Annotated in this window: 15 protein-coding genes, 1 pseudogene and 1 riboswitch; of the genes and pseudogenes, 8 read left to right on the plus strand and 8 right to left on the minus strand. The window is 42.9% G+C overall.

The genetic code is table 11. The features are described from left to right. The first annotated feature begins 244 nt into the window (after positions 1 to 244). The gene (locus MSG33_RS01340) at positions 245 to 1618 is read left to right on the plus strand and encodes a carbohydrate porin (protein ID WP_248380541.1); all 1374 of its coding nucleotides are present in this window, start codon (positions 245 to 247) and stop codon (positions 1616 to 1618) included. Positions 1619 to 1681: 63 nt separating this feature from the next. Here MSG33_RS01340 and MSG33_RS01345 read toward each other — a convergent pair whose 3' ends face one another. Further along, entirely contained in the window at positions 1682 to 2668 is a 987-nt protein-coding gene (locus tag MSG33_RS01345) for a LacI family DNA-binding transcriptional regulator (protein ID WP_009698245.1), read from the minus strand. Positions 2669 to 2903: 235 nt separating this feature from the next. Here MSG33_RS01345 and MSG33_RS01350 point away from each other — a divergent pair, with 235 nt between their 5' ends. The 3 genes from MSG33_RS01350 to MSG33_RS01360 all read left to right on the plus strand — a co-directional run bounded on the left by MSG33_RS01350 (position 2904) and on the right by MSG33_RS01360 (position 6918). Then, positions 2904 to 4343 (plus strand): sucrose-specific PTS transporter subunit IIBC, encoded by a 1440-nt coding sequence (locus MSG33_RS01350; protein ID WP_005392788.1) that lies wholly within the window; start codon positions 2904 to 2906, stop codon positions 4341 to 4343. A gap of 165 nt (positions 4344 to 4508) precedes the next feature. Beyond that, positions 4509 to 5432 carry an aminoimidazole riboside kinase gene (locus MSG33_RS01355; RefSeq protein ID WP_248379536.1) on the plus strand — a complete coding sequence of 308 codons (924 nt, stop codon included), beginning with the start codon at positions 4509 to 4511 and terminating at the stop codon, positions 5430 to 5432. A 31-nt stretch (positions 5433 to 5463) separates the two neighbouring features. Continuing rightward, a complete protein-coding gene (locus MSG33_RS01360) occupies positions 5464 to 6918 on the plus strand; it encodes a sucrose-6-phosphate hydrolase (RefSeq protein WP_248379538.1) in 1455 nt (484 codons plus the stop codon). Between the two features lie 79 nt (positions 6919 to 6997). Here MSG33_RS01360 and MSG33_RS23580 read toward each other — a convergent pair. Further along, positions 6998 to 7108 (minus strand): annotated as a pseudogene (locus MSG33_RS23580) (dihydrofolate reductase); the annotation flags it as partial. A gap of 254 nt (positions 7109 to 7362) precedes the next feature. On the opposite strand from MSG33_RS23580, the gene yghU reads away from it, so the two are divergent. From yghU to MSG33_RS01375, 3 genes are all read left to right on the plus strand, one after another. Continuing rightward, on the plus strand, positions 7363 to 8220 hold the full coding sequence (yghU, locus tag MSG33_RS01365) for a glutathione-dependent disulfide-bond oxidoreductase (protein WP_047008085.1): 858 nt from the start codon (positions 7363 to 7365) through the stop codon (positions 8218 to 8220). Between the two features lie 1197 nt (positions 8221 to 9417). Then, positions 9418 to 10587, plus strand: a complete 1170-nt coding sequence (locus MSG33_RS01370; RefSeq protein WP_170901895.1) for a D-alanyl-D-alanine carboxypeptidase family protein — start codon at positions 9418 to 9420, stop codon at positions 10585 to 10587. A 214-nt stretch (positions 10588 to 10801) separates the two neighbouring features. Next, positions 10802 to 11209: an SPOR domain-containing protein gene (locus tag MSG33_RS01375; RefSeq protein ID WP_006741205.1), complete on the plus strand. Its 408-nt coding sequence runs from the start codon at positions 10802 to 10804 to the stop codon at positions 11207 to 11209. A 50-nt stretch (positions 11210 to 11259) separates the two neighbouring features. Here the strand turns inward: MSG33_RS01375 and MSG33_RS01380 are convergent, their stop codons facing one another. The 5 genes from MSG33_RS01380 to MSG33_RS01400 all read right to left on the minus strand — a co-directional run bounded on the left by MSG33_RS01380 (position 11260) and on the right by MSG33_RS01400 (position 14170). Beyond that, complete coding sequence (locus MSG33_RS01380) at positions 11260 to 11733, minus strand: peroxiredoxin (RefSeq protein WP_167427310.1); 474 nt, start codon at positions 11731 to 11733, stop codon at positions 11260 to 11262. A gap of 129 nt (positions 11734 to 11862) precedes the next feature. Then, positions 11863 to 12876, minus strand: coding sequence for an adenosine deaminase (locus tag MSG33_RS01385; protein ID WP_248379539.1), 1014 nt, complete (start codon positions 12874 to 12876; stop codon positions 11863 to 11865). A gap of 89 nt (positions 12877 to 12965) precedes the next feature. Further along, positions 12966 to 13065: riboswitch (purine riboswitch) on the minus strand. A gap of 248 nt (positions 13066 to 13313) precedes the next feature. Next, the gene (locus MSG33_RS01390; RefSeq protein ID WP_005396335.1) at positions 13314 to 13454 is read right to left on the minus strand and encodes a hypothetical protein; all 141 of its coding nucleotides are present in this window, start codon (positions 13452 to 13454) and stop codon (positions 13314 to 13316) included. A gap of 50 nt (positions 13455 to 13504) precedes the next feature. Then, positions 13505 to 13714, minus strand: coding sequence for a hypothetical protein (locus MSG33_RS01395; RefSeq protein WP_053807947.1), 210 nt, complete (start codon positions 13712 to 13714; stop codon positions 13505 to 13507). Between the two features lie 246 nt (positions 13715 to 13960). Further along, positions 13961 to 14170 (minus strand): cold-shock protein, encoded by a 210-nt coding sequence (locus tag MSG33_RS01400; protein WP_005396336.1) that lies wholly within the window; start codon positions 14168 to 14170, stop codon positions 13961 to 13963. 391 nt (positions 14171 to 14561) lie between these two features. Here MSG33_RS01400 and MSG33_RS01405 point away from each other — a divergent pair, with 391 nt between their 5' ends. Beyond that, positions 14562 to 15410, plus strand: coding sequence for a pirin family protein (locus tag MSG33_RS01405; RefSeq protein WP_134645472.1), 849 nt, complete (start codon positions 14562 to 14564; stop codon positions 15408 to 15410). Between the two features lie 143 nt (positions 15411 to 15553). On the opposite strand, the gene MSG33_RS01410 is transcribed toward MSG33_RS01405, so the two are convergent. Then, complete coding sequence (locus tag MSG33_RS01410) at positions 15554 to 16402, minus strand: patatin family protein (protein WP_248379541.1); 849 nt, start codon at positions 16400 to 16402, stop codon at positions 15554 to 15556. Between the last annotated feature and the right edge of the window lie 84 nt (positions 16403 to 16486).

Consider the following 16486-nt stretch of genomic DNA (forward strand, 5'->3'; position numbering starts at 1 on the left):
TAATGATTTTTCTGTAATTAACACAATTGAACGTGATAGAAGTAACAAAATCGCTTCCTTGCGGTAACGTTCCCGAAATTTTTATATATTATCGCCTTCATTGATACAAGTGGTAGAGACGCTCTGTATCTGAGCGCTCTGAAATTCAGGCTTTAGATGGACATTTAAAGTCACCATAAGTTTGCAATTTTGCTTGGGAACGTTTGCAGGTAACCTAAGTATAAATTTACGTGAGACTATGGAAATGAAACTACACACTTTGACGATGGCAGTAGCGCTTGGGCTGATTACTGCACCTGCATTCGCAACAACAGATGTTGACGCTCTTGAAAAGCGAATTAATGAATTAGAACAGAGACTTGAACAAACAGAAAAAGTATCCACAGAAGCAAATGAGAAAGCCTCAAGCTTTGAGTTTCATGGTTACGCTCGTTCCGGGCTGCTCATTAATGATGATCTGAATGGTGCAGTGGGTACTGGTCCTTACATGACGGCAGCTGGTGCTATTGGCGCTCCAATTGGACGATTAGGGGTTGAGGATGATCATTATGTGGAAGCAAACCTTATTCACAAACGCTTTGCAGATGATGGTTCCAGCGCATTGTTCCGAATCATGCTGGCAGATAGTACGGAAACCAATAACGAATGGACAGCGAGTGAGAGTCAATTAAACGTTCGTCAGGTATATGCTGAGCTAAACAAGTTGAGCATGTTCTCTGAATCAAGTGCGTTTGCTGACGCAACGTTTTGGGCAGGTAAACGATTTGACCGTGATAACTTTGACATTCACTTCTTTGACTCGGATATCGTTTTCCTCTCTGGTACTGGTGCAGGTGTGTATGACGTCCAAATGAGCGATTCATGGAAAGCAAACTTCTCGATCTATGGTCGTGATTTTGGTGAGATTGATAGCTCGTCAACTGATGTTGAAAACTATATCGCGACAATGAACAACCGCTTTGGTAATTGGCAATTGATGCTGAGCGGCATGACGTCTGCTGATAACAATGATCGGGTAGAGGGTGCAGCGGACAAAGGTTTACATGCGATGTTTGCTTACCATGGCGATAACTTCTTTGGCATGAGTGAAGGCTTCTCTAAAACCGGTATTTTGATGGGTGATGGACTGGGTGTGGAACTTAAAGGCATTGGTTCAAACGGTGATTTGCTAGAAGACGCAAAAGCCGTACGCTTGTTCAGTTATGGTGTAACACGCATCGGCGACAACTGGCGTGTAGCACCTGCGTTGCTAGCAGAACACAGCCAAGATCGCTTTGCTAAAAATGATGAATTTACGTGGGCATCGTTCAACATCCGCTTAGCACAAGAGTTTACGCAAAACTTTGAGATGGTTTATGAAGGCTCATACCAATACATGGACCTAGACAATGCGATTGATAAAGCAAGTGGCAGTTTTTACAAAGCGACAATTGCACCAACGCTTAAGATGTCTACCGCAGCAGGTTTCTTTGACCGTCCGGAGCTACGTTTTGCAGTTAGCTACGTTGATTGGAGCGAAGACTTGAATGGCTACTCGATTAGCCAGGATGCGGGCGCTGCAACGATGGGTGATGGTGGTGAAGTTCTGTTTGCACTGCAAATGGAAACTTGGTTCTAAAGGGCTCTAACCGACAAAGAGTAATAAGAAAAGCGCCAACTGATTTCAGTTGGCGCTTTTTCATTAACAGGACTGACGCTCAATTGTTTTGAAGGTTAGTACCATCTTACTCATTTCAAAACTTCTGTTGGCGATTCTATCTAGTAACAGTTTCGCACCATTTTCCCCTGCTTTATCAAATGCATAGTTAAATGTTGATAAGGTTGGGGTGCACACTGATGCGAGCTCATCATCACCAACTCCTAGCACTAAAACGTCTTTACCCGGTGTTAATCCGAGTTCTTGAATCGCTCTCATCGCACCGATAGCAATACGGTCTGTCGCACAGAACAAGCCATCTAGCTTAGGGTTCTTTGTTAAGTGTTGTTTTGCCAATGAATAGCCAGAATCGATTGTAAAGTCACCACGAGCATGAAAGGCGAGCTCAAAACCATGGTGTTGCAGGGCTTGAACAAATCCTTCAGAGCGTTGTTTATCTACCGCGATATCGTCACCTTGCACGCCAATAAACCCCATAGTTTGGCAACCTTTTGCAACTAGTCTATTTCCCGCTTCAAACCCCACTCGTGCGTCATCATGAATGATGCTTGGAATATTAAACATGGAACCATCTTGACCGACGAGCACAACTGGGACCGCTGAGTTTTGAATTGCTTTTACCAGCTTGGAATCGAGGTGGGTGGCGTAAAGAATGATCCCTTCAACCCGTTTTTGGTTAAAGATCTGAATGTATTCCAGTTCTTTTTCGTGGGCTTGGTGAGTGCTAGCAAGTAAGACATGTTTCCCAGCTTTTTCAAGGACATCGGTTAATCCATCGACACCTTGGGATGTGGCATGAGAGGAAACCCGAGGAACAATGACACCAACCAGATTGGTCTTTTGAGATTTTAGATCTTTAGCGACTTGGTTCGGCACATAGCCACACTCCGCTACTGCTTGGCGGACCTTCTGTTTTGTCGCTTCTTTTACGCCATACTCATCGTTTATAACCCGTGACACTGTTGATTTTGATACGCCAGCCAGACGGGCGACATCATGCAGACTCGCCATTGTTCCTATCCATTCTGTTTTTCGTTTTTGGGATTGTTTGCAAAGAGAAGATGAAAAGCTCTTTGATAAGTAGCGATTCTAACTTCCTATACTGCTCTTAGGGAGAGAATTTGACGATCATTCTCACATTCTCTCTGCTTTATCTTTGATCATTTGGTTTTATTGAGCAAAAATCTATTTTGCAAACGTTCCCGAAAATTTCGCAAGCTCAGATAATAATCCAATGGGGTATGAAATGAATTATCCGGCAGTAGCAAAAGAGTTGTTAACTCTATTAGGTGGTAAAAGCAACATCACCGCACTTGCGCATTGTGCGACACGCTTACGCCTTGCCGTTGCAGATGAGCAAAAAATAGATGAACAAGCGATTGATAGCCTTGAAGGGGTAAAAGGGCAGTTCAAAGTTGCGGGTCAGTACCAAATCATTTTTGGATCAGGCATCGTAAACCAAGTTTATGCAGAAATGGCGAAGTTGACGGGGATGAGTGAAATGTCCACCAACGACGTTGCGTCTGCTGGCGCAGAGAAACAAAACATCGTTCAGCGCGCGGTGAAAGGGCTGTCTGATATTTTCGTCCCAATCATTCCAGCAATCGTCGCTGGCGGTTTGTTGATGGGTATCTATAACCTATTGACTGCTCAAGGCTTGTTTATTGATGGCAAATCTTTGATTGATGCCAACCCAGGACTGACAGACTTGGCGAACATGATCAACACGTTTGCGAACGCTCCGTTTGTTTACCTGCCTATTCTGCTGGCATTTTCAGCCAGTAAGAAGTTTGGCGGCAACCCTTATTTAGGGGCGGCGCTAGGTATGTTGATGGTCCACCCAGAATTACTTAACGGGTGGGGCTTCGGGGGGGCTGCGGTATCTGGCAACATTCCGGTTTGGAATATTCTTGGCTTTGAAATTCAAAAAGTGGGCTACCAAGGTTCGGTGTTACCGGTTTTGGTATCGGCATTCATTCTTGCGAAGGTTGAGTTGGGTCTGCGCAAGGTTATTCCTTCGGTTTTAGATAACCTTTTAACGCCGCTACTTGCGATTTTCATCACGGGTTTATTGACGTTTACTGTCGTCGGTCCATTCACGCGTGATATCGGTTTCCTATTGGGGGATGGTCTGAACTGGCTATACAACACAGCTGGCTTTGTTGGTGGTGCGGTATTTGGTCTTATCTATGCTCCGTTTGTTATTACCGGTATGCATCACAGCTTCATTGCGATTGAAACGCAACTTCTTGCGGATATTGCGATGACAGGCGGCACCTTTATCTTTCCTATTGCGGCGATGTCTAACGTTTCTCAAGGTGCTGCAGCGTTGGCGGTAGGCGTGATGAGTAAAGATAAGAAGATGAAAGGTATTGCGATTCCATCGGGTGTCACGGGTTTGCTGGGTATTACAGAACCAGCCATGTTTGGTGTTAACTTAAAACTACGTTACCCATTTATTGCGGCAGTTTGCGCTGCGGCGTTATCAAGTGCGTTCATCACAATGTTTAATGTGAAAGCTCAGGCATTAGGGGCAGCTGGTCTTCCAGGCATCATTTCCATCACGCCGGATAAGATTGGTTACTACATCGCGGGTATGGTGATCGCGTTCTTGACCGCATTTGTTCTCACCATTGTTCTTGGTATGCGTGACCGCGCTAAAGTCGGTAAAAAAGCAGCGGCTTAATCTGAACTCCTTAAGGGTGGAGTCCCCCAAAATCCACTTCTTTTCCTAAATGTTTGGGGTGCTAGCCAAGCACTAATGGCTTGGCTAGCCTTTTTCAATTTTTACTTGGTAGTGAAGGTGTTCAACACGTTGGGCTATCAGGGCTTTAATTTTAAGGTAAGCAAGATGAATCAAGTGTGGGTAACTGGTGATGCTGTTGTCGATCTAATACCGGAATCTGAGACTTCTTTACTCAAATGTCCCGGTGGTGCACCAGCGAATGTCGCCGTAGCAATTGCTCGTCTATCTGGTAAGAGTGCGTTTTTTGGACGTGTGGGGGATGACCCATTTGGTCGCTTCATGCAATCAACTCTGGATCAAGAGGGCGTGTGCACGGAGTTTCTCGTTAAAGATCCTGAGCAAAGAACATCAACAGTGGTGGTGGATTTAGATGATCAAGGTGAACGCAGCTTTACATTTATGGTGAAACCGAGCGCAGATCAGTTTATGTCTGTTGAAGACATCCCTAACTTTAAGCAAGGTGACTGGCTGCATGTTTGTTCGATTTCACTGGCAAATGAGCCAAGTAGAAGCAGCACATTTGAGGCGATCAAAAGAGCAAAAGCCGCTGGTGGTTTCATTAGCTTTGACCCTAACTTGCGTGATGAAGTGTGGCAAGATCAATCAGAAATCCAAGCTGTCGTGATGAAGGCTGTAGCGATGGCTGATGTGGTTAAGTTCTCTGAAGAAGAGCTTTTGTTCTTAACTGACTCAACATCGATGGCGCAAGGTTTACAACAAATAGCCGCTTTGAATATTGCTTTGGTCTTGGTGACACAAGGTGCGAAAGGTGTTTGGCGAGTCTTTGAAAGTCAGAATGAGCTGATCACAGGTCAAGCCGTTAGTCCGATTGATACCACAGGTGCGGGTGATGCTTTTGTCGGAGGGTTACTGGCATGTCTGTCTCAACATGACGATTGGAAAAATCATCCTGTTGTTAGCTCTGCGATTCAATGGGCAAATGGCTGTGGCGCATTAGCGACGACGCAAAAAGGCGCAATGACTGCGCTTCCGACCCAGACAGAATTGCTGCAATTTATTGGGCAATGATCTCCAGATCCAATTTCAGTTGAGAAAAATTATGAGCTTAAACAACCGTTGGACTGTAGAGCAAAGATATCGCCGACTTGAGCAAATCCCTCAGTGTGATATCGAAGAAATGACACTTTTACGTCAGCAAGATAAAGGCTTTCCTAGTTTTCATATCGCCCCTAGATTTGGGCTGTTAAATGACCCAAATGGGTTGTGCTATTTCAATGGTGAGCACCACATCTTTTACCAGTGGACGCCAGTGGGACCAGTCCATGGAATGAAGTATTGGTATCACCTTTCTACTAAAGACTTCATCCATTTTACTGATCATGGCGTAGGTCTTCATCCTGACCAAGACTACGATTCACATGGTGTCTATTCGGGCGGCGCTTTGGTGGAAAACAACAAGGCTTTGCTGTTTTTTACTGGCAACAAGCGTGACCAAAATTGGAATCGAATCCCAACACAGTGTTTTGCCACCATGGATTCAGACGGCAACATTGAAAAGCACGGTGTGGTCATTGAGAACGAACATTACACGGAGCACTTTCGTGATCCAAAAGTTTGGAAGAAAGGCGACGACTATTTGATGGTGGTGGGTGCTCAAACCAAAACTGAGCATGGCTCAATGGCGCTTTATCAAAGCAAAGATTTGAAAACGTGGCAGCATAAAGGTCCTATCAAGACCAAGTTTTCTGACCTTGGGTACATGTGGGAGTGTCCTGATTTCTTTGAGATTAATGGTCAATCGGTGATGCTGTTTTCTCCACAGGGTGTGAGCAGTAGTAATCCTTATGATTTCAAAAACATCTATTCTGTCGCGTATATCGTGGGTGATCAGTTGAACCTAGAGTCGATGACTTTAGAAAACCACCAAGATATTTTACAGCCAGATTATGGGTTTGATTTCTACGCCCCCCAAACCTATTTAGATGAGAGTGGGCGTCGCATTCTTATTGCATGGATAGGGTTGCCAGAAATCGACACACCATCGGTCACACACCAGTGGGCAGGAATGTTGTCTCTTCCTAGAGAACTAACGTTGAAAGATGGTTTTCTTGTTCAAACTCCACTCCCTGAGCTGGAGAGTTTAAGAAAAGAAGAGGTGGTCTTTGCACAATCCCATACATTGGAAAGCACCAGTTGTTTGATACAATTAGACCTTGAGGGCGATGGCTTTGAACTTGAGCTGACTAACCTCAAAGGTGACAACATCGTCTTTAGTGCGACAGAGCACGAGTTTATGCTGGACCGTCGTCACATGTCTCATTTGTACGCAGAAGAATTTGGTGGCATTCGAAAAGCACCAAGATTGGACGCTAAGCAGACGATTGATATATATATCGACAACTCTGTCATCGAGATTTTTATTAATGGTGGTAAACACACGATGACCAGTCGTTTCTTTATTGATGACCTCAACAAGGTAACGTTGAAAGGGTTGGAGCAAGCAAGGCTTTTCCCTTTGAAAGGCATCACTGGTTTGTTTGAATCAGCTAAGTAACGGTTTCGATTACAAAGATATTAAAACGCCCTTCATTGACTCAGTGAAGGGCGTTTTTCTTTTTAACTATCTAGCCTAACTATCTTTCATGCACGTAAGTGGTTTGAACTAAGGTATCCAAAACAACTTCACTCTTGGTGACTGTAAAGTTAAGCGGTTGTTCTAAATCACCAAACAGAGATGCGCCGCCGAGTTGTGCTTACTCATTATTGTTAGCATCTCGAACCTAACTCACATTAACACAACTTTTTTCCTTATAGCGTGAAAGAAAATCCCATAACCAAAGGTTCTAATTAAGTGAAAGGTCAGGACTTTTATTTGAAGATTCCGGCCTAATATCTTGGGTATGCCCATTTATCGAATGCGGTGGGTTACTTCATCATGCTTGCTGGCGCACTGAGTTTGCCAGTTTGATAATGCATTCAAACACAATAAGGGATAACAATGGCTAACGAATACATTCCACCAAAAGTTTGGACAAACGATAACGAAAACGGTGGCCAGTGGGCGAGCATTAACCGCCCGGACTCAGGCGCTCGTCATGAGCAAGAATTGCCTGTTGGGGAACACCCATTCCAACTTTATTCCATGGGGACTCCAAACGGCCAGAAAGTAACAATCATGTTTGAAGAGCTTCTGGCGGCAGGCGTAAAAGAAGCAGAATATGATGCATACCTGATCAAGATTGGTGACGGCGACCAGTTTGGTTCTGGTTTTGTTGCTGTGAACCCGAACTCGAAAATTCCGGCACTGGTTGACCGTTCAGGTTCTGAGCCAGTGAACGTGTTTGAATCAGGTAACATCCTGTTCTACCTAGCAGAGAAGTTTGGTCACTTTCTACCAAAAGAAGGCGCTAAGCGTGCTGAGGTAATGAACTGGTTATTCTGGCTGCAAGGTTCTGCGCCATACCTAGGCGGTGGTTTTGGTCACTTCTACGCGTACGCACCAGAGAAGTTCGAGTACCCAATCAACCGTTTTACAATGGAAGCAAAACGTCAGTTAGATGTATTAGACAAGCGCCTCGCAAACAATGAATTCCTAGGAGGCGATGAGTACAGTATCGCAGACATCGCTACTTGGCCATGGTACGGCAATTTGGTATTGGGTCGCGCGTATGATGCTGCGGAGTTCTTAGATGCGGAGAGTTACAAAAACGTTGTACGTTGGGCGAAAGCGATTGATGAGCGAGAAGCTGTCCAGCGTGGTCGTATTGTGAATCGCTCATGGGGAGAAGAGTGGGAGCAGTTACCTGAACGTCACAGCGCAGAAGATATTGATAAGGTATTGAAGCTTAAACCATAAGCAATCTTGGCTCAGTCACTTCAAGTAAGTTTGTTTTCATCCGAACTCATACTCCAAAACTGATCAAATCCATAGCGCATCTTACTAGATGCGCTACTTTTATTTGAATTGTAACCCCGTTGAGGATTATTCAATCTATAGATAGTTCTTTGCTTCTATTTGTCGTTTTCATATTCAACAAGCCCTCTGCATTTCTATTAACTATTAGCTGATGATATTCTAAAAATTTATACTTTAGATAACCTTAAATTTATAACTTAATTTTATATCTAGTATAAATAAACTTAATGATAATTAATCTTTGACATAACCTTTTATTTTGTGTGGAATGTGCAGGTTAATCTATTTAAATTAAAATTTATAGATAAATAAAATTTAAATAATTTACTGAATTCTACATCTAGCTTTGAGCAATGTTTAATTACAACTGCTTATACCATGAAAGAGGATATGTATAATGTCGTCGTTTGATTCGTACTGGGTTGGGGTACGTGAAAGAATTGCTATACAAACTGAAGGTAACCGAAATTTAAAGTCTTTAGTGATAAAAAAGCAGAGAGTGAACTTAAATAACAGTGGCTTATCTTTTCGTGCTAAAGCCGGATGCCTTATCCCTCATTGTTACACTCAGTTTACTGATGACGATACAAACTCAAAGGCATCGAAAAAAGCCTCCCTTAGTTTTAAGAAAGGGAAATTATACTTTTCTCCTGTCTAGTAATAGATAATATTTAGGTTATATATAAATTGAATTTTTATTTTTATCTGAAATTCTGACAATAAATTATTATGTTGTTATGACCGAGATGAAGCATTGGTTAGTCAATTATTAGTTCGGATTATTAATTGAATTGTAGATTTTCTTAGTTGCCCCTAGTTAGATAGTGATAAAATTTTTAGCTATCTTTTCTCGTACAAGCTTAGTTTTAGATCTGGCTTGTACGGTTTTTTCTCTGAACACTAATTACATAGCATAACGGCATGATTTCTCGCCTCTTGTCTCATCTTTCTAGACGAAAGCTCTACCTACCTCTCATTATTCTCGACAAACATTGAGTAAAAGTAACTAATCGTAACAAGGTGGCTGTAACTGAGCGCCGTTTCAATATACTCGCTCTTTACCTAGGTAACCCTGCGCTTTGAATTCATTCGGGTACCGTTTGTAAGCCTTAAATGCTACTAAGATAAGATGTCATGATGAGAAAAAGTACTATATTAAACACAGTGTTAATTACAGGGTTCGCTGCTGTATCTTCGTTGGCTTATGCAGCACCAACCGTTGTGCCAAATGCACCGGAACTCAGTTCTCGTGGCTATGTTTTGATGGACTTTCACACTGGGAAAGTGCTGGTTGAACGTGATGCACATAAACGGCTAAATCCTGCGAGCTTAACGAAGTTAATGACGGCTTATGTGGCTGGTCAAGAAATTAACGCAGGTAATATTACTTTGGATGATGAGGTCGTCATTAGCCGAAATGCTTGGGCAAAAAACTTCCCAGATTCCTCAAAGATGTTTATTGAAGTCAATACTTCCGTTTCTTTATCTGACTTATACCGTGGCCTGGTTGTTCAATCAGGTAATGATGCTAGTGTGGCCATTGCTGAACATGTCGCAGGTAGTGAATCAGGGTTTGTAAGCTTGATGAATAGTTGGGCTGCTAAGCTTGAATTAAATAACACAGCTTTCACCAACCCTCATGGTCTAGACAGTGACGGTTTATATTCAACACCTTATGACATTGCCAAGTTGGGTCAAGCTATTATTCGTGACTTACCTGACATCTACCCACTGTATAGCGAAACCTCGTTTACCTACAACGGCATTACGCAATATAACCGCAATGGCTTGCTTCGTGATCGCAGTATGAATGTCGATGGCATGAAAACTGGTTATACAAGCGGTGCTGGTTATAGTCTAGCGACTTCAGCGACTCAAGGTGACATGCGTTTAATTGCTGTTGTGATGGGAGCAAAAAGTGAGAATATCCGTGAATCCGAAAGCAAACAACTGCTAAGTTATGGCTTCCGCTTTTACGATACGGTAATGCCAACCGAGGCAGGAACGGAAGTTGCGAACGCTCGAGTTTGGATGGGAGAACAAGATGAGCTTAAAGTAGGCGTGGCCAATGACGTTTATCTCACTTTACCAAAAGGGGATGTGAAAAAGCTACAAGCTGAAGTTGAATATAATGGCGATTTGGTAGCGCCAATTTCTGAGCAACAAGTGGTTGGTAAAGTGCTTTACAAAGTCGAAGGTAAAGTTGTGAATGAAGCCGAACTTGTTGCGTTGGAATCAGTGGAAGAAGGCAGCTTATTCAAGCGAATTTTAGACTGGTTTAAGCAATTGGTCGCGAGTTGGCTCTAAAAAACAGCTAACTTCTGCCATTATCACTCTATCTTGTTATTGTTCTATTAAATCAATTTACTAAGGCGGCCAACGTGGTCGCCTTACTTTTTTGGAATACTCGTTGCGCTAAAACATCGAACCTTCTCGTATGGGTCTATTTTCGCCTAATTAGAAGCGTTTTTGTGTTTTTGAGTGCGAGAGAAAAGAAACTAGAACAAAAATGGAGTGACACGTGCACAAGATTTTATCTTTGACATTGATTTTATCGCTCATGGGCTGCGCTATGCCTTACCAGCAGCAGGTCGATAGTGGCCAATGTGTTGGAGTAATGACCTCTCAGGATGCGTATGGTTATTTAAACCCAAACCATTACACGATGCAGGTACTCGCGCTAAAGCAAGAAAAAGATGTGAAAGATTACATTCGTTATATCGATCCTAAGCATCCGGTTTGGGTTAACTGGAAAAACAGCCGAGGCACGCGTTGGTATACGGTAACTGTTGGCGATTTTAAAACGAAACAGGATGCCTACAATGCGCTTTCTTCACTGCCGAGCCGCGTAAAGCAATCATCCCCATTTGTGCTGACTTTTGCGGAAATGCAGCGTAAGCAACAAACGAGTGTTGTGAGAATGCGTTAGCCAACAAAAAACGGAAGCGATGGCTTCCGTTTTTGTATCTAAGGGTAAGCTTAAAGCGCCGCTAAAATCGTTTCTGCTTTGCTTGCTTCAAACTCTTTTGGTTCTTCAACGTTAAGTTTGGTCACAATGCCGTTTTCAATGATCATGGCGTAGCGTTGTGAGCGAATACCACCAAAGCCGCCGGTATCCATTTCAAGACCCAATGCTTTAGTAAAGCTTGCGTCGCCATCACCCAACATCAGGATTTCTGAAGCGTTTTGAGCTTCGCCCCAAGCTTGCATCACAAATGCATCGTTTACAGAAACACACGCAATTAAATCAACACCTTTTGCTTTCAACTCGTCGGCTAATACCACATAGCCTGGTAGGTGAGCTTCCGAGCACGTTGGGGTGAATGCGCCAGGTACAGCGAAGAGTACGACTTTCTTGTTTGCAAACAGCTCAGTAACGTCGTGGTTAACCATACCATTGGCAGTCAATTCGCTTAGAGTCGCAACTGGTAGAGCTTGGCCTTGTTGAATCATGATTTTATTCCTTTTTGTGTGCTAGTTTAGCTTTCTCAGTCTAGCGCTTATAAATGCGGTTAACCACAGAGCTTTTGTAAGGTTTTAACACCTAAGTGTTTGACCCAAGATGTAGCACTGATGGCTTTATTACAACGCTTCATGCTGACTTACGTATTGACTAACGAGATGGCGATACTTCGCTTTCAACTCATTATCGATGAAGCTAGCATCAATCGCATTCATTGTGAATTGAGCTAGTTCATTCTTACTCATTGGGTGTGCGTTGTTGACGGCTAAAAAGTTATCTGTCATGTAACCACCAAAGTATACCGGATCGTCCGAATTAATTGTCACAGCGACCCCTTTGCGCAGTAGCTCGACAATATTGTGATCTTTCATATCGTCAAATACACACAATTTAAGGTTCGATAATGGACATACCGTCAGTGGCATTTTGCTTTCAATTAACGACTCGACTAATGCTTCATCCTCAACACAGCGAACACCATGATCCACGCGGCTGACGTGAAGCATTTCAATTGCATCGGTAATGTTTTGTGCCGGACCTTCTTCACCTGCGTGAGCAACAGTCAGTAAGCCTGCTTCTACTGCTTGTTTAAATACTCGTTTGAACTTAGCTGGTGGATGGCCTTGTTCTGAAGAATCTAGACCGACACCAATGATCTTATCACGGTGTTTCAGAACGGCTTGCAGAGTCTCCATGGCGCTTTCTTCTGAAAGGTGACGGAGAAAACACGCAATGATTTGTGAAGTAATGCCGAGCTTCTCGTGCCCATCTTGTAGTGCGCGAGCGATCCCGTGGATAACGGTGTCAAAGTCAATACCGCGCTCTGTATGCGTTTGTGGGTCAAAAAAGATTTCGGTATGAATAACGTTATCCGCTTTACAGTGCAGTAAGTATTCCCAAGTGAGATCGTAAAAGTCTTGCTCTTTACGCAAAACATCCGCCCCTTGGTAATAAAGGTCAAGGAATGACTGTAAGTCTTCGAACTGATACGCGCTGCGCAGTTCACTCGGAGAAGAGTAAGGGATCTCGATGCCGTTTCGTTTCGCTAATTTGAATAAGAGTTCTGGTTCAAGTGAACCTTCGATATGTAAGTGCAGCTCTACTTTTGGAAGACCTTGAATAAATGCGTTCATATTCCACCTTATGTGTATTGTGGATGCAGTTACTCTAAGAATAGGTATAGATAGGAATAAATCGAACGCTATCACAAAGAGTAAGACCCACGATGATCTCAACTCTTCGTAATCAGCACTTTGCGGGAACTGGTAGAGACCCCCAAACCATATCATTGGGGTTATACGAAGCAAACGAGGCGATTATACGCAAAATTCTCAATTTGGCTATACGCAAATAACCTAGTTGTCAGTAGTCGAAGGATTTTTCTAAGAAAAGTAACTGGCAACCGTATAAGTCACTTGGGTATAGAGGAGCAAATTGGTTTTGAGCGTGAACGAGGCTTATCGTGTTGTTATAAGCGAGGAAAAGAGTGAGGCTTCGTTTGAGCAAAGGTAGGTGGCGGTACCTTGCACAACGATGGAGCAGAGAGAGAATTGAGAGAGTCAAGGATAGCTTATAGATCAAATAACTTGTCAAATTCTCTTTGTTCCATAATGTCTTCTATACGGCGTCGCGTTTTTTGTTTTACCGCCGCCGCGTTTTGCTCAGACTCTTTTTTGTCTTTTTCTGCTTGCTTCTTACTTTTTCTAGCCATTGGATACCTTCCAAATTAGTTGCATCATTCATTAATGCATGAAAACTGAATTAGTTAACAGTAAAACTTCCTAACTTTGAACCTGAATCACAGAGAATAGTTCCAGATTGCGTTTTCTCACAATATTCAAAATCGATCATGTAGCTATGAGAATGAAGCTTAGGTAATACGTGCCTTCGTAAAATATCACCATTTAATTGATGTATTTTAGCGTTCCAAGAGGTGTGAGGTTGTTCTAGATTAAATTCAATTTCTAACATTTATTCTCCTGTTTCTTAGTGATTTTGTCTTTGTTAAGTAATTGATACCAATGCCTTTGACGGCCTGTTCTTTTTGAGGACATGATTTTTCCTATAAATATAAATAATAAATTAAGCAGTACTATCCTATTTATTTTAGGTAGCACAAAGCAATGCCTGATATTAGGCTGAGTGATTAAAGTGAGAATATTTTTGAAGGAGAGAGATTTGGTGCAGCATGGGCATGCTACACCAAGAAAAGCAGTCTTATAGAGGAGTTACTTCAGTCGCTTGAGGACCTTTTTTACCTTGCTCTACGTTGAAGCTTACTTTCTGACCTTCAGTCAGTGTTTTGAAACCGTCAGAAACGATAGCGTTGAAGTGTACGAATACATCTTGACCACCGTTGTCTTGAGATAGGAAGCCAAAGCCTTTAGTTTCGTTAAACCATTTTACTGAGCCGTTTACTTTAGACATAAAAATACCTTTGAATTAAACATTAAAATTTGAATTTGTTTTGTGGATCTTTTCTAAGCTATTGAATGTTCAATCAAGAGGAAGTTGTACGCAGGTGTCTGAATTGGGGGATTCAAGATTTTACTGAGAGGAAACTTAAACTAAATGTTGCATTAACAGCTCTCTTCTAAGAGCCAAGGCCTACTATACACCTTGTTTAGGAAATAGCTACACTTATTTTTAAATATATGTCGACAGCTTGGATAAGTGGGCTGTTCGAAAAATTTGAATAAGTAGCTCAAATAGCAAGGCTCATGATTATTTTTCTTCAATCTAAAATAGAACCATATCGATAGCCATGGCTGAACATGCGGTTTGCAAGCGGCCACAAAGGTAAACGAGGAGAAATAGTATGAGCACATTCAGAGAAATTCGTCAGCTTATTCAATCACAACCCACTGCTGATGGTGACGGAGTGAAAATTCGTCGAGTAGCAGGGTTTAATCATGCGAGTTTTTCTCCATTTTTGATGATGGATGAACTTAAGTCTGACGACCGTGCTGATTATGTGGGTGGCTTTCCTCCTCATCCGCATCGCGGCATCGAGACGCTTACTTATATGTTGAAAGGTCATTTCCAGCATCGTGACCACATGGATAATGTTGGTGAGCTTCGTTCTGGTGGCGCTCAATGGATGGCGGCAGGAAGAGGCGTCATTCATAGTGAGATGCCTATTATGCAGGAAGGTGAATTGCATGGTTTCCAAATTTGGATAAACCAGCCTGCGAAAAATAAGATGTCACCGGCTCAATATCATGACTTTCAACCTGAAACGATAACGGAATTCGAAACTCAAAGCTCGGGTGTTGTACGCTTGATTGCTGGTCATCTGACTATAAACAACGAACGTATTCAGGGGCCTTTAACAGAAACAGGTGTTGCTGCCACAGTAGCCGATTGGAGAGCGATGGTTGGTCACGCTTTGAATTTGACCACGGAGCAAGACCACAACATGATGATCTACGTTTATAAAGGTCGTGTTCAGTTAAAAGATCGTGAGATCAATCAAGGCGAAATGGCGATTCTATCGAAAGGTGAATGGGTTGAATTACAAGCCGAAAAGGAGAGTGGTGCTCTGATTTTTATTGGCGAACCAATCAATGAACCAGTGGTTCACTATGGCCCTTTTGTAATGAATAGCATGGAAGAAATAGAACAAGCAATCCAAGACTACAATTCAGGATTGTTTGAAACCTACTAGCGTCAACATCCTAACTCCCTTTTCTGTGAGTAGCGCAGTTATCAACAGTTTTGAGCCTGACTATTGGGCTCGACCAGAAGCAAATACGATAATCCACTGCCATCGAATTTGCGTTAGCCACGTCTAATCCACGTGGCTTTTTTCTACTTCTGATTCCATCGCATGATGGCTTCTTTTCCTGCTTCAATACCTAACTCATAAGCTTGGCGCAATGGTGCTGGCGAGCGACTCAATCGTTTTAATTTAAATGATTCAGGAGGACAAACTTGGATGATTTCGACTCCCGATGGTGGATTGTCGAGCAGTGCTAACGTTTGATTGTAGCGAACTTCACGCGTCAACATCGGCTCAATTAATCCTGGCGTTTCTTTCAACATCCGTTTGGTTAGTGCGCTGAACTTTCCTTTCGGCTTTTGGTAGCTAGAGGGTTGACTGCGTAAAACCATAATCTTTTTGGCTCCTCGCTTTATTGCTTCTGCGACAGGAAGTGCATCAGAAACCCCGCCATCAACGTATCGGGTGCCGTTCAGTAAGACACCATTTCGGTAAAGTACGGGAAGTGCGCTGCTGGCTTTCATTGTTTCTGCGAGCTCGTCGACATTAGGAGTATGGTACTCGGCTTGGCCATTGTCTTGACGTGTTACGCCTAAAAAGAAAGGTCTCGAATCCGCTTTTAGTGCGGATTTGTCGATACCAAGCTCTTCGAGAGTGACGTTCCACATCCAATCTAAGTTCATCATATCGCCGCCACGTAGAATCTGAGATGGTGAGATGAATTCTTTCCTTAAACTGTAATCGAGATAGATTTTTAAGTTGCGCCCGGGCATTTTAGCTAAATACGCCGCCAAGTTACTTGCGCCCGCCGATACGCCCCAAAAGCTATCAAATGGAGAGAAATCGTTAGCGAGAAAATGATCGAGTATGCCGCAAGAAAATACACCTCGCATCGCACCACCTTCGACAATCAACGCACGCTCTCCTACTTGTTCCATCACTGTGTTCCATTCTTTACCTATTGGATGAATAGAATGCAGCTTAACGCATAACGGTTTTATACCCAAGTGGTCCTAAGTGCT

This window comes from Vibrio sp. 1CM7H (assembly GCF_023161645.1).
GTDB lineage: Bacteria > Pseudomonadota > Gammaproteobacteria > Enterobacterales > Vibrionaceae > Vibrio > Vibrio diabolicus.

Coding starts and splice junctions, on each gene's coding strand:
- MSG33_RS01410 (WP_248379541.1), bottom strand. CDS start 16,402: ATGGAACAAGTAGGAGAGCGTGCGTTGATTGTCGAAGGTGGTGCGATG.
- MSG33_RS01360 (WP_248379538.1), top strand. CDS start 5,464: ATGAGCTTAAACAACCGTTGGACTGTAGAGCAAAGATATCGCCGACTT.
- MSG33_RS01395 (WP_053807947.1), bottom strand. CDS start 13,714: ATGTTAGAAATTGAATTTAATCTAGAACAACCTCACACCTCTTGGAAC.
- yghU (WP_047008085.1), top strand. CDS start 7,363: ATGGCTAACGAATACATTCCACCAAAAGTTTGGACAAACGATAACGAA.
- MSG33_RS01355 (WP_248379536.1), top strand. CDS start 4,509: ATGAATCAAGTGTGGGTAACTGGTGATGCTGTTGTCGATCTAATACCG.
- MSG33_RS01380 (WP_167427310.1), bottom strand. CDS start 11,733: ATGATTCAACAAGGCCAAGCTCTACCAGTTGCGACTCTAAGCGAATTG.
- MSG33_RS01385 (WP_248379539.1), bottom strand. CDS start 12,876: ATGAACGCATTTATTCAAGGTCTTCCAAAAGTAGAGCTGCACTTACAT.
- MSG33_RS01340 (WP_248380541.1), top strand. CDS start 245: ATGAAACTACACACTTTGACGATGGCAGTAGCGCTTGGGCTGATTACT.
- MSG33_RS01400 (WP_005396336.1), bottom strand. CDS start 14,170: ATGTCTAAAGTAAACGGCTCAGTAAAATGGTTTAACGAAACTAAAGGC.
- MSG33_RS01405 (WP_134645472.1), top strand. CDS start 14,562: ATGAGCACATTCAGAGAAATTCGTCAGCTTATTCAATCACAACCCACT.
- MSG33_RS01390 (WP_005396335.1), bottom strand. CDS start 13,454: ATGGCTAGAAAAAGTAAGAAGCAAGCAGAAAAAGACAAAAAAGAGTCT.
- MSG33_RS01350 (WP_005392788.1), top strand. CDS start 2,904: ATGAATTATCCGGCAGTAGCAAAAGAGTTGTTAACTCTATTAGGTGGT.
- MSG33_RS01370 (WP_170901895.1), top strand. CDS start 9,418: ATGAGAAAAAGTACTATATTAAACACAGTGTTAATTACAGGGTTCGCT.
- MSG33_RS01345 (WP_009698245.1), bottom strand. CDS start 2,668: ATGGCGAGTCTGCATGATGTCGCCCGTCTGGCTGGCGTATCAAAATCA.